General features: G+C 44.4%; 13 protein-coding genes. All 13 read left to right on the top strand.

What is annotated here, in order from left to right:
* Position 1 precedes the first annotated feature (1 nt).
* The 13 genes from drmB to DXA36_RS20660 all read left to right on the top strand — a co-directional run bounded on the left by drmB (position 2) and on the right by DXA36_RS20660 (position 12209).
* Positions 2-1750 carry a DUF1998 domain-containing protein gene (drmB, locus tag DXA36_RS20715; RefSeq protein WP_118681353.1) on the top strand — a complete coding sequence of 583 codons (1749 nt, stop codon included), beginning with the start codon at positions 2-4 and terminating at the stop codon, positions 1748-1750.
* Complete coding sequence (locus DXA36_RS20710) at positions 1732-2391, top strand: phospholipase D-like domain-containing protein (RefSeq protein WP_118681352.1); 660 nt, start codon at positions 1732-1734, stop codon at positions 2389-2391. The genes drmB and DXA36_RS20710 overlap by 19 nt, the downstream gene beginning before the upstream one ends.
* Before the next feature lie 24 nt (positions 2392-2415).
* Entirely contained in the window at positions 2416-2850 is a 435-nt protein-coding gene (locus DXA36_RS20705; protein WP_330425075.1) for a very short patch repair endonuclease, read from the top strand.
* A 314-nt stretch (positions 2851-3164) separates the two neighbouring features.
* On the top strand, positions 3165-3776 hold the full coding sequence (locus tag DXA36_RS20700) for a class I SAM-dependent methyltransferase (RefSeq protein ID WP_118681350.1): 612 nt from the start codon (positions 3165-3167) through the stop codon (positions 3774-3776).
* On the top strand, positions 3737-6262 hold the full coding sequence (locus tag DXA36_RS20695; protein WP_118681349.1) for a DEAD/DEAH box helicase family protein: 2526 nt from the start codon (positions 3737-3739) through the stop codon (positions 6260-6262). Before DXA36_RS20700 ends, DXA36_RS20695 begins: the two co-directional genes overlap by 40 nt.
* Positions 6243-6374, top strand: coding sequence for a hypothetical protein (locus DXA36_RS33880; protein WP_279221557.1), 132 nt, complete (start codon positions 6243-6245; stop codon positions 6372-6374). The genes DXA36_RS20695 and DXA36_RS33880 overlap by 20 nt, the downstream gene beginning before the upstream one ends.
* A 108-nt stretch (positions 6375-6482) precedes the next feature.
* Complete coding sequence (locus DXA36_RS20690; protein ID WP_118681348.1) at positions 6483-7046, top strand: hypothetical protein; 564 nt, start codon at positions 6483-6485, stop codon at positions 7044-7046.
* A gap of 54 nt (positions 7047-7100) precedes the next feature.
* Positions 7101-8483 (top strand): FRG domain-containing protein, encoded by a 1383-nt coding sequence (locus tag DXA36_RS20685; protein ID WP_118681347.1) that lies wholly within the window; start codon positions 7101-7103, stop codon positions 8481-8483.
* 33 nt (positions 8484-8516) lie between these two features.
* Complete coding sequence (locus DXA36_RS20680) at positions 8517-9056, top strand: hypothetical protein (RefSeq protein WP_118681346.1); 540 nt, start codon at positions 8517-8519, stop codon at positions 9054-9056.
* A 26-nt stretch (positions 9057-9082) separates the two neighbouring features.
* Positions 9083-10165 (top strand): alpha/beta hydrolase family protein, encoded by a 1083-nt coding sequence (locus DXA36_RS20675; RefSeq protein WP_118681345.1) that lies wholly within the window; start codon positions 9083-9085, stop codon positions 10163-10165.
* A 73-nt stretch (positions 10166-10238) separates the two neighbouring features.
* Positions 10239-10814, top strand: coding sequence for a shikimate kinase (locus tag DXA36_RS20670; RefSeq protein ID WP_118681344.1), 576 nt, complete (start codon positions 10239-10241; stop codon positions 10812-10814).
* 206 nt (positions 10815-11020) lie between these two features.
* On the top strand, positions 11021-11503 hold the full coding sequence (locus DXA36_RS20665; RefSeq protein WP_182479193.1) for an amidase domain-containing protein: 483 nt from the start codon (positions 11021-11023) through the stop codon (positions 11501-11503).
* 190 nt (positions 11504-11693) lie between these two features.
* Complete coding sequence (locus DXA36_RS20660; protein ID WP_118681343.1) at positions 11694-12209, top strand: YkgJ family cysteine cluster protein; 516 nt, start codon at positions 11694-11696, stop codon at positions 12207-12209.
* The last annotated feature ends 269 nt before the right edge of the window (positions 12210-12478 follow it).

Genomic DNA, 12478 nt, shown 5'->3' with positions numbered 1-12478 from the left:
TATGGCTTTTAATAATAATAAACTTGGAGAGTTGCGTCCGAATCAGATTATTACTACCTTTGGACCGGGCTCTGTTGTGGACGCAGTCAAAGATTCGGTGACGATTCTTGACATCTCTTACTGGAAGAACAAGGGGCAAAAGATAATTGATGGCAGGATGGCATCTTACTTGGGCGTAGACTGCTTCTATATGCCGCGCACCAGCTTTTCAGGGGATGTTCCTGTTGTAACATTTCCTTACTGGCATGTATGCTCTAATCTGAAGTGTGGCCGACTGTTTGATGCAAGGAAGAATTTTGTTCTGGACAAGTATCTCAAATACGGCGTGACCTGCCCGGAGTGCCACCGTCCTGCGTATCCATCCCGTTTTATTACTATCTGCGAGGATGGACATATGTCTGATTTCCCATGGAAGTGGTGGGTGCACAGGAGTGAATCTGACTGCAACGGAGCATTGAAGATGTATTCGACCGGTGACACGTCCACACTCGCCGATATGTGGGTGGAGTGTTCCTGCGGTGCAAAACGTAGCATGAACGGAGCTACCCAGAGGGATAATTTTGACGGGGTGGCCTGCCTTGGTCATCACCCGTTTAGACCGAATGTAAAGAATCAGAGATGCAATAAACCAGTTATCCCTTCTCAGCGTGGCGCATCCAATGTCTATTTTGCGGTCAGCAGAAGTGCTATTTCCATTCCGCCTTGGATTAATCCTTTGTATAACCTGATTGATGAACACTTGAGAATCATAGAGAGCTACAAAGAAGATTTTGGAGAAATGGGCTTGCAGAAAGTATATGAGAAGTACTTTTCGTCTTTTTCCAGAGAGGAATTTGACGCAGCGCTAGAGCGCCGCATGAAAAACATCAAGGAGTATATGGAAATCAAGCAGATGGAGTACAATGCCATCACGCATTTTGATGATCCGCTGTATGAATTAAACAAGAAGCATTTCAAAGCAGAAGAAGATGCGCTGCCTGGATATCTGAAAAAGTATTTCAGTCGTATTATCCGGGTGACAAGACTCAGGGAAGTCAGAGTTCTTCTCGGTTTTACCAGAGTGGATGCGCCTGATCTGGATGCTGATGAGCAACCTAATGTCGTGAAACTCAGCAAAGGGAAAACGGAACGGTGGCTCCCTGCAGCTGAGGTCAATGGCGAAGGTATCTTTATCGAATTCAATAAGGACACACTTGGAGAATGGTTGAGCAACGACAAAGTGAGTGCAATTTCTCAGAAGTATGCCGAGTCCTATCGGGAATTCTGTGATTCCAAAGGCTGGACGGTAACAGTATTGCGCGATGCAGTTTATGTGCTCATGCACACGTTTGCCCATATGATGATAAAACAGATGTCCATGTCATCCGGATATTCTTCATCCGCTATCAGAGAGCGAATTTACTTCGGCGATAAAATGTCCGGCATACTTCTGTACACAGGAAGCTCAGACAAAGAGGGTTCACTTGGTGGATTGGTAGAGCTTGGCACGATAGAACAGATGACGGGTCTCATGAGGGATGCTTTTCAGGAGGCACTGGTTTGCACCAATGATCCAGAATGTATGAGCAATCTTCCTGCTGGAAAGAACTCTAACGGAGCGGCGTGCCATTCCTGCTGCATGATATCAGAAACGGCATGCGAGAATGGAAACAGAATGCTTGATCGCGGGCTTGTTGTTCCGATTCCAGGCCGCGAGGAATGTTCGTATTATAAGGAGCTGGTGAGTGAGCTATGTCAGGTGGAAATTTAAACAGAGAAATACTTCTGAACACGATTAAAGGCGATGCGGCAAACGGAACCTCAAATGCAGTACTAATGATAAGGAGAGGATTCCCGGAATTGTCAAACGCTCAATGTACTGTTCTTGTGAAGGTAATAGCGGATGCTATGAATACCAGTGTTGCTGACAAGGTTTCACTGGTTGTAACTGCGCCATCTTCATTTTCGTTTAATGCGAGAACCACTATGAACGTTGTTCAGTCGATGATTGATAGTGCTGAACGGAATATTCTGATCACTGGCTATTCACTTTCCTCATATTTTTCTGAACTGGTAGATACCATAATCCAGAAGAGCCAGCATGGTGTGTTTGTGAAGTTCTTTGTTAATGACCTAGACAAGCAACTGGAGTTTGAGAAAGTCCTCAGATACAGGGGGAGGTTTTTGAAGGTCTACAATTTCCGCCAAGAAGATGACAAAATGGCGGCTCTCCATGCCAAGGTGATTTCTGTGGATCAGCAGCAGACCCTGATAACATCAGCTAACCTGTCATATCATGGTCAGCAGGGCAACATTGAACTCGGAACACTGATTGATTCGAAGCAGATAGCAAAGCAGATAGAGGATGTGTTCACAAAGCTGACATTCTCAAAAGTGTTTACTGAAGTTTGAAATTTGTATGAAAAGAAGGTGGGGATGATGGCTGACAGTTTATCTCCTGAAAAGAGGAGCTGGAACATGTCACGTATTAAAGGGAAAGATACATCGATAGAGGTAAAGGTCAGGAAATATCTTTTCAAACAGGGATTCCGGTACAGGAAGCATGTGGCTTCCCTGCCCGGAAAGCCGGATATCGTTCTGCCAAAGTATCATGCAGTTGTTTTTGTAAACGGGTGTTTCTGGCACAGACATCCAGGCTGTAAAGAAGCATATATGCCGAAGAGCCGGGTTGAATTCTGGCAGGAGAAATTTGAACGAAATGTTCAGAATGACGCTTTGCACAGAAATGAACTGATTGCTGCTGGCTGGAGAGTTTTTACTGTATGGGAGTGCGATGTCAAAAAGTACTTTGAAAAAACCATGAACAGCCTGATAGAGCAGATTAAAGATGATAATATTCAATCTGTATAAAACATGAAGATTTAAAGAAAATACAAAGGACGAAACATGTATCGTATTAAAACTAGACCTGTGGGTTTTCATGACGAGGCCTTGTTGATTACAAATAACTATATACTAAAAACAAAAGATTAATATCTGATTTTACATCCTATATATAACGGAATGCATTATGCTGAAAAAATGACGGAAAAGCAACTAAAGCAGTTAAAAAAATATCTTGAGAGGTGAATTCATAAATTGCTATGAAATTCTTATTTGGAGCGTAAAAAAGATATTTCAATTTGACCTGGTAGTTCTCTTAATTGTGGAAAGGGACCGAAAAAATGAATGATAAATATGCTTCCCAAACCCTGGACTACTACAATCAGAACGCCCACCGGTTCAGCAGCTCCACGCAGTCCCTGGATTTTGCTCCCATACAAAACAAATTCCTCTCCTTTTTACCTCCACAGGCACATATCCTTGATTTCGGCTGCGGTTCCGGAAGAGACACGAAATATTTCCTGGATCACGGATATCATACAGATGCCATCGACGGTTCCGGAGAATTATGCCGAATTGCATCTGAATACACAGGAGTCCCTGTAAAACAAATGCTTTTCCAGGAACTGAATGCCGCAGAAGAATACGACGGCATCTGGGCATGCTCCTCCATTCTCCATTCTACCAATTATGAACTCAAAGATATCCTGAAAAAGCTTGCCCGTGCATTAAAAAAAGAAGGTATCCTGTATGCATCCTTTAAATACGGGGATTTTGAAGGGATGAGAAATGGCAGGTATTTTATTGACCTGACAGAAAGCAGACTCCAGAAAATATTGCAGGAAACAAATGTATTAGAACTGAAGGAAAAATGGATTAGTACAGATATACGTCCGGGAAGAGATGAAGAAAAATGGATGAATATAATTCTTGTAAAGAAAAGCTGCATTTAGTAAGCGCATCTAAGGATAATACATGGATGGAAGGTTCGGCGTGCGGAGCCAGTATGGGCGGTGACATACCGGGCAACCATCTGCTGACCTATCTGGAAATGAGTATAAACAGTGCTGAAAGCATTGATATCATCGTATCTTTTCTGATGGAATCAGGCGTTCGGCTTTTGTTGCCTGCTCTGAAATCCGCGCTGGACAGAGGTGTTAAAATCCGTCTTCTGACAGGAAATTACCTGGGCATTACGCAGCCAAGCGCCCTTACCCTTCTTAAATACGAGCTTGATGACAGAATCTGCATTCATCTCTATCGGGAAAAGAACCGTTCTTTTCATCCGAAAGCATACATATTCCATTATGCGGATGACAGTGAAATTTATGTGGGTTCATCCAATATATCCCGCAGTGCTCTTACGAGAGGTATTGAATGGAACTATCGTTTCACCAGAAAGAAGGATGAAGAAAATTATAACAGGTTTTATCAGGAGTTTGAGGATCTTTTTGGCTGCCGTTCCGTTGAGGTAACGGATGAGGTATTGGAAGAGTATACAAAGAGCTGGAAGCGTCCGGCCTTGCAGAAAGATATGGAACGGTATCAGAATAATATGTCGGAGGAGCAGACACAACTGATGCCTGTATTTCCCCGGGATGCTCAGATAGATGCGCTGTATGCGTTAAAGAAAAGCCGTGAGGAAGGTGACCAAAAAGCTTTGATTCATGCGGCGACAGGTATCGGTAAAACCTATCTTGCCGCATTTGATTCGGTTGGATTTAATAAAGTACTGTTTGTAGCCCATAGAGAAGAAATTCTGAAACAGGCCTCTGAGAGCTTCAGAAGGATCCGCCCTCAGGATGAACAGGGATTTTTTAATAAGGCTCGGAAAGATACGGATAGGCCGATTATCTTCGCATCGGTAAGCAGTCTTGGAAAAGATGAATACTTGAATGAAAAAATTTTCCCACAGGATTATTTTGATTATATCGTGGTTGATGAGTTTCATCATGCGGTAAATGACAACTATATGAAAATAATCAGTTATTTTAAGTATCAGTTTCTATTAGGACTTACAGCGACCCCGGACAGAATGGACGGACGGAATATTTATGAGATATGTGATTACAATGTCCCTTTTAAAATCACCTTGAAGGATGCTATCAATAAAGGAATGCTGGTGCCGTTTCGTTATTATGGAATCTATGATGGAGTGGATTATTCCGGGCTTCCTGTCGTCAGGGGAAAATACCTTCAGAAGGATCTGGATATCAAGCTGATTGTTAAAGAAAGATGTGATCTGATATATAAGAATTATAAAAAATATGGTTCACGGCGTGCTCTGGGCTTTTGCTGTTCCAGGGCGCATGCAGAAAAAATGGCAGAGGAATTTTGCGCCAGGAATATACCGGCCTGTGCGGTATACAGTGATTCGGACGGGAACTTTTCAGAGGATAGAACCGCTGCAATAGAGAAGCTGGAAAAAGGAGAAATTAGTGTTATTTTTTCAGTGGATATGTTTAACGAAGGTGTGGATATTCCTTCACTGGATATGGTCATGTTCCTCCGCCCTACGGAATCCCCTGTAGTTTTTCTTCAGCAGCTGGGCAGGGGGCTGCGGAAAGCGGCTGATAAAGAGTATCTGACGGTTCTTGATTTTATTGGGAATTATGAGAAGGCGGGAAATGCTCCTTTTCTTCTGAGCGGAGAACCATATTCCAGGGAAGCTGCGGAGAAAAAGGAACAAAAAGACTTTGATTTTCCTTTGGACTGCGTTGTTGATTTTGACATGAGGCTGATTGACCTCTTTAAAGAAATGGCATGCAGAAAGGAAACACGCAGGGAGCGTATTCAAGGGGAATATTTTCGTATTAAGGAATTGCTTGGAGGAAAGGTTCCTACGCGTATGGATCTTTTTACTTATATGGATGAGGAAATATATCAATTATGTATGAAAACCCCAAATGAAAATCCATTTAATCATTATCTTGATTTTTTAGGTGATTTAGACCAGCTGACCGATAAGGAATGGAAGCTTTTCCAGGGAACGGGAAAAGAATTTCTGCATGAATTGGAAACAACTTCAATGTCTAAATCTTATAAGATGCCTATACTTTTGGCATTTTTCAATGACGGACAGGTTAAAATGGGAATTACGGAAGAGGATGTATATCTCAATTACAGGTCTTTTTATGAAAGAGACGGAAACTGGAGGGATATGGATCGGGATAAAGGAACAAAGGGGTTCAGAAACTGGAAAAGAGAGAGATATCTCAGCGATGCGAGGAAAAATCCGATTTATTATCTGGGGGGATCCAAGAGTGGCTTTTTGGTTAATAAGGAAGGCTTTATGCTGGCACTGAGGGATGATTTGAAGGACGTGATAGACGAGCCGGCTTTTGTGGACCATATGAAGGACATAATAGACTATAGAACGATGAATTATTATCGTCGGAGGTATGAAGAGGGACATAAGCTTGAAAAAGAAAAAAAATGAATATGAATATGATTTTAATGAGAAAAAAGAATATTATATTTATCTTTATGCATGTGAGAGAAAACTAAGAAAGAAAAAACTTGCAGTTATAGGTGGAAATAAATATAGTTAAGGATAAATATTATTGCTTGTTATATGCAATAACATTTATTCAAATAGCTGTGAAGTTCCTGGAGCATTATACGAAGTATTCCCTGTCATACATAACGGAGGCCACCCCATGTACTACCATGCATCTCCCATAAAAGCTCTCAATATATTAACCCCACACACTTCCAACCACGGCTCCCCGCTGCTATACCTCTCCGCAAAACGGGAAAACACCCTCCCATACCTATCAAACGCCATAGAACTCTATGGCAAACGTTCCGGGAAATTCCCCGAAGGCCCCTATCACAAGTGGGCCAGCTACGGATTTACCGGGGAGGGTATCCTGCGTCTTGAAGAATACTATCCCAACGCAGCAGAAGAAACCTACAAAGGCATATCCGGCTATATTTATACCATAGCCCCATCCCCAGATATAAAAAAGCAGCAGGACATACCCTATGCTTATACTTCCGAATACAGTATGCCTCCAGTTTCCTGCGAATACATCCCCGATGCATACGAGGCAATACTAACCGCCGCCAGAGATCATAAAATAATTATCCAAAAATATGAAGACAATTCAGTATCAAAGCTGCAATGGATAGAAAAAACAATCAAAGAACAGTTCATTCATACACAGAGGCCTGAATACAAAGCCTTTTTACAGGCTAAATTCCCATTCCTGCAAGACTAAAAAGATAAGCTGTTGGATTACCCCATTCACCCCACACCAAAGAGGCACCCCACCATGGAAAAATACAAAGAATCTCTGCATTCCGATGCCCGCCGGCTAACCATCTACGCCCGCACATTCCCCTGCCTTTCCCGCGCATTCTACCACATATTCGGAAAAAAGCTTTTGGAAGAAGGCTGTGTGGACTGCAGCTATGTACTTAAGGCCCTGGGAAAAGGCAGCTACTACTCCCGCCTGAACAGCCAGGGATCCAACCTGTATAAGCTCTACGCCAAAAGCTGCATGACCTCAGAAAACATAGAAATCACGCTGGAGTATCTGGAAGCCATAGCCGGAAACCAGGACAGAAATCTGTCTCCTCTCGAAGAAGAGGCCCTGGTATACTGGATCTTCCTTCCCTGCACCAGCACCAATACTCCCAAGCGGGAAAAAAAGAAAGAATACCTCATAGCCATTCTGAACTGTTTTGCACCTGAATGGAAAGAACAATACAACGACATCAATGAAGAATCCGCCCCGAAGCAAATGGACCTTCATGAAAAGAACAACATCATCTACGATGCAGAACGCTGTGAACTCGAATTAATCGATTCAGTAAGCGGCTATGTAAAAGACATCTCCTTCATGAAACAGCAGGATACCGGCCGTGTCCTTTACTTCCGAGGCCATTCCAGGCTCTCCTATGCCCTGCTCCCCAGCATCAAGAGAAGCCCCGGCTGGCAGGAGAATGAAAACAGGATGTACCAGGAGCTGATCATACGCTGTGCCTCAGATTTTGCACAGTGCCAGTCCCATCTGGACTATCTGGTGGAAATGCAGCATTACGGTCTGCCTACCAGACTGCTGGACATCACGGAAAATCCCCTGGTAGCTCTGTATTTCGCCTGCTGCAGTAGTCCCGGGGATGTGGGGGAGGTTATCGTCCTGCAGACGCAGATTGCCGCCATGAAATATGCCAAAAGCGATACGGCGGCTATTCTGGCTGCCCTTCCGGTTTTTGACGCTTCCTTCCGGACGAAACTGTATGAGTCATGTATCAACGGAATACCCGAAGAGGAAGACCCGGAATATATAAGCCTTGCCGCAAAGCTGGCGGGGGAGGTAAAATCAAAGAATCCCGGATTCGAGCCCCGTATCAAAAAGAAGGATCTTCTCAGCCATGTTTTTATTATGCCGCTGCGGAATAACCGCAGAATCATCAAGCAGGACGGCTCCTTCATCCTGTGCGGCCTGGGAGACGGAAACGGGGAAGGAAACAACCTCCGCGGCCTCCGATATCGGAATGAATCAGGCAAAAAGCTGATTTTCATCGTCGGAAACAAGGAAAATCTGCTGCATGAGCTGGATCAGTTTTCCGTAAATAAAGCGTCCCTGTTCCCGGAAATCGATGATGTGGCGGAATATATAAAGCTGAAATACAATGGGTCAGAGAAATAAAATGAAAGAAAAGAGAGAAAAAGGAGACGACACATGAAAAAACAATTAAACCGATACAAATTTGATAAGATTTCCAATATGATGGCCAAAGAATTCGGAAAAATCGAAGAGGGAAAAGAAGACGAATATAACATGATTTTTGCCCCCATGGAAGGGAACCTGCTTAAGATGCACCGGGAAAACGAGAAAAGAAACGGAAGAGTGGCAATTGAAGCAATCCATGTATGCCTGCTGCTGATAGACGGATATCTGACAGATACGGAATATGATTTAAACGGATACCGTACACCTGAAAATGAAGCTTTTGTCACAGGACTTTTGATGAGTTTTGATCCGTTTACAAATGATGAAGTCAAAGCGGCTGCGTCAGGGTACTGGGATTTTACTTCACCTTCTGATTTGCGCGCCTACTTTCAGGTGCCTGTTCTTTGTCTGCTGAGAATAGAGAAATCCATAGAAACGTGGACAAAGAATATGGGTACAAACGGATACTTCAATTTTTTGGAACAAACGATAGGATCGACAGTAGCCGGAGATCTGAAAATGAATTACACCTTCCTGGTGAAATCGTAAAAATCTATATAAAATGGAGAAATGTTATGGGAAAAGAAGCAATAACAAAAGAACTGGAAAAGCGCCGTATTCCGGAACTGCTGCGCCTTTCAGACAACACGCCTGTGGACACCCCGCAGCTGTGGGAAACCCGCCGGAAGGAAATCCGGGGCATTCTGCAGAAAGAATGCTATGGATATATACCGGAATCCGGCTGGGAAACAGAATGGGAGACCGTATCGGAAGAGGAAAATGCCTTCGGCGGAAAGGCCCGTATGCGCACGGTGGATGTGCGGATTCGTTCCGGCAGGGGATATGTTTCCTATCCCTTCCAGCTGACGGTTCCCAAGAATATAGAAAAGCCGCCGGTATTTCTGTACCTGAGCTTTTTCCCGCTGTCATCCGCGGAAATCGTGGAAGAAATCACTGATAACGGTTTTGCGGTTGCCAGGGTATCTTACCAGGATATTGCGCCGGATCAGAATGATGGTTTTCAGAACGGCCCCGGCAGCCTGTTCCCGGGGAATGCCTATGACAGTTGGGGGAAGCTGGGTGTATGGGCCTGGGGACTGAGCCGTATCATGGATTATCTGGTTCAGGAGAAAATGCTTGATGCGGGGCGCGCTGCAGTAGTGGGCCATTCCCGCCTGGGGAAGGCTGCGCTGCTGTGCGGAGCGATGGACGATCGTTTTTCCCTTGTCATAGCCTGTGAATCCGGAGCCGGAGGAGCCGCTCTTTTCCGGGGAAAAGAAGGGGAAAATGTGGCGGATTTGTGCCGGAATTTCCCTTACTGGTTCTGCGGCAACTTTAAAAAGTGGCAGGACAGGGAGGAGGAACTTCCTTTTGACCAGCATTTTACGGCGGCTCTTGCTGCGCCCAGGCATCTGTATTTAGCCGGGGCTGTAGAGGATGAATGGGCGGATCCTTTGTCGGAATTCCTGACCGGTCAGGCAGTGACGCCTGTCTATGAAATGCTGGGGCAGCAAGGGCTTGTGGCGGATCGTCTTCCGTCCATGGGTGATGTATTCCATGAAGGCCATGTCGGTTTCCATCTCCGTCCCGGAACTCATTATATGGGAAGGGATGACTGGAAGCTGTTTATGGAGTACCGGAAAAAGCAAGGGGTATAGGATGGATATTCCGGGGATGATTCCGTTCTGCGGATCTGCTATAATTGTCACATAAAAGGAGAGGAGGATAACCATGCAGATAAATGTCATTCACATATACGGTGCGTCAGGATCCGGTACCTCCACCCTGGGCGGCGCCGTCTGCCGGGAATCAGGTTACTATTATATGGATACCGATGATTATTTGTGGCTTCCCACAAATCCCCGGTTCACCCAAACAAGAGAAAAAGAGGAAAGGCTGCATTTGATGGAACAGGATATAGCACAACACAAAAAGGTGGTGATTTCCGGTTCTCTCACAGGCTGGGGCGATCCTCTCATTTCCGGATTTGATCTGGCTGTACGGCTGGTAACGGATACACAAATAAGAATTGCCCGAATCAAAGCCAGGGAAGCAGAACGGTTCGGGGATCGGATCCTTCCGGGAGGTGACATGTACAAACAGCATCAGGACTTCCTTGAATGGTCCGCCGCATACGATACCGGTGATGTGGACATCCGATCCAAAGCGCTGCATGATCAATGGCAGAAGCTTTTGGGATGCCCCCAGCTTGTCCTGGATGGGGGAAGGCCTGTGGAAGAAAATCTGGAGAGGATCCGGACGGAACGGAACCAATTAGAAAAACAGGGTGCAGGACAGCCTGCATAGGTATCCGTTTCAATATACAGTCCGGAATGCGGAGGATTCCTTCCCGTTAAGCTTTCAGGCGATAGTAACCGGTGAGGTGATAAAGAATGAGAATGAAATATACATACCGCTGCAGATAACGGAATTTTTATGACGGGTATGGACATATGGCAGGATACCGCCATATTATAAATAGCAAATGGGTAAATGGCAGGCGGCGGAATATGCTGAAGGAAACAGGTTATCGCAGGAAGGATGCATTGCTTTATGCAAAGCAATGGGCATTATCCAGAAATCCAAGATATCTGGATTTTGAAAATATGGGAGGGGATTGTACGAATTTTGCATCACAATGTATCTATGCGGGAAGCGGAGTGATGAATTATACCCCCACAACCGGCTGGTACTATAACAGCGGATGGGACAGAACACCAAGCTGGACCGGAGTGGAATATCTGTATAAGTTTCTTGTGGGGAACAAGTCTGTGGGACCGTATGCGGTGGAAACGGAGGAAGCGGGAGCACAGCCTGGGGACATCGTCCAGTTGGGGAACGCGGACGGATTTTATCACAGCCCGGTAATTGTATATGTAAGCCCGGAGCATATTTTTGTGGCGGCCCATACGTACGATGCATATATGCGTCCGCTGGATTCTTATATATATGAAAAGGCCCGTTTTCTCCATATACAGGGAGTGCACAGTTGGTAAACCGGTTTGCAACAGGCCGTACATATACATCTGCGTGTACTGTACATTCGGCCTGTTGCGGAATGGTAAAAGGGTAACGTAACGTTCTTATTTTATGGCAGAATATGAGGATTACTATTGATTTGTTTGTATAAGAGCATTAATATCGAAGTGTATACACTATTATAAAGATAAAGACGAGGTACAAATCATGATAAAGCCGGAAGAGGTTGCAGAATATGCAAAACGTAAGGAGAACGAAAACATTCGTTTCCGCACTTATTTAAAAATCCATGCAAATGAGAAAACATTGGACAGGCAGTTCCTTGAGCTGCATAAAGAAATATTTAGCGGGTATGATTGCCGCAAATGCAGGAATTGCTGTAAAATGTATCATGGTTCTATCCCCGGGGAGGATGTGGATAGGGATGCAGAGGGCCTGAAACTGACCAAAGATCAGTTTATTGATTTTTTTCTTATCCATAATGAAATTACGGGTGATTACGAAACGAAACATATGCCCTGCGACTTCCTGAAAGAGGATGGCACATGCATGCTTGGAGAAAACAGGCCGGATAATTGTCGTGAATATCCTTACACAGACCACCCCTATCGGCTGGAGAGTCTTTATAGTGTCCTTGAAGCGGTGGAAGTATGTCCGGTGGCTTATGAAATATGGGAACGGCTGAAGAAAATATATCATTTCCGTACAGGAAGGAATAATTGATGGAAAAATTCAAAAGGCAGCCGATAATCTGGAAAAGGATTATCAGATTTTTTTGGATTATTTGGTAACGAATGAAGTACGGATTTCTAAGGCAACGGAACATATCGGGAAAAAGGACTGTTTTAACCTCAACAGTCAATACTGTATAGTAAAAAAGGGGGAGCCGGGCCGGCATATGAAAAACGGGATAACTATGCTTCTTTTTTCAGAATGTCTTCTATGGAAAGATATATCCTTATGTTAGGGGTATGGCTTGGGGATTATTGGAG

The sequence above is a fragment of the Eisenbergiella sp. OF01-20 genome, assembly GCF_003478085.1.
In the GTDB taxonomy this organism is placed as follows: Bacteria; Bacillota; Clostridia; order Lachnospirales; family Lachnospiraceae; genus Eisenbergiella.
Note: the sequence above shows the minus strand (reverse complement) of the source record. Positions and strands in the feature narration are given on the sequence as shown.

Coding starts and splice junctions, on each gene's coding strand:
- DXA36_RS20680 (WP_118681346.1), top strand. CDS start 8,517: ATGAAAAAACAATTAAACCGATACAAATTTGATAAGATTTCCAATATG.
- DXA36_RS20675 (WP_118681345.1), top strand. CDS start 9,083: ATGGGAAAAGAAGCAATAACAAAAGAACTGGAAAAGCGCCGTATTCCG.
- drmB (WP_118681353.1), top strand. CDS start 2: ATGGCTTTTAATAATAATAAACTTGGAGAGTTGCGTCCGAATCAGATT.
- DXA36_RS20695 (WP_118681349.1), top strand. CDS start 3,737: ATGGATGAATATAATTCTTGTAAAGAAAAGCTGCATTTAGTAAGCGCA.
- DXA36_RS20670 (WP_118681344.1), top strand. CDS start 10,239: ATGCAGATAAATGTCATTCACATATACGGTGCGTCAGGATCCGGTACC.
- DXA36_RS20660 (WP_118681343.1), top strand. CDS start 11,694: ATGATAAAGCCGGAAGAGGTTGCAGAATATGCAAAACGTAAGGAGAAC.
- DXA36_RS20700 (WP_118681350.1), top strand. CDS start 3,165: ATGAATGATAAATATGCTTCCCAAACCCTGGACTACTACAATCAGAAC.
- DXA36_RS20685 (WP_118681347.1), top strand. CDS start 7,101: ATGGAAAAATACAAAGAATCTCTGCATTCCGATGCCCGCCGGCTAACC.
- DXA36_RS20690 (WP_118681348.1), top strand. CDS start 6,483: ATGTACTACCATGCATCTCCCATAAAAGCTCTCAATATATTAACCCCA.
- DXA36_RS20705 (WP_330425075.1), top strand. CDS start 2,416: ATGATGGCTGACAGTTTATCTCCTGAAAAGAGGAGCTGGAACATGTCA.
- DXA36_RS20710 (WP_118681352.1), top strand. CDS start 1,732: ATGTCAGGTGGAAATTTAAACAGAGAAATACTTCTGAACACGATTAAA.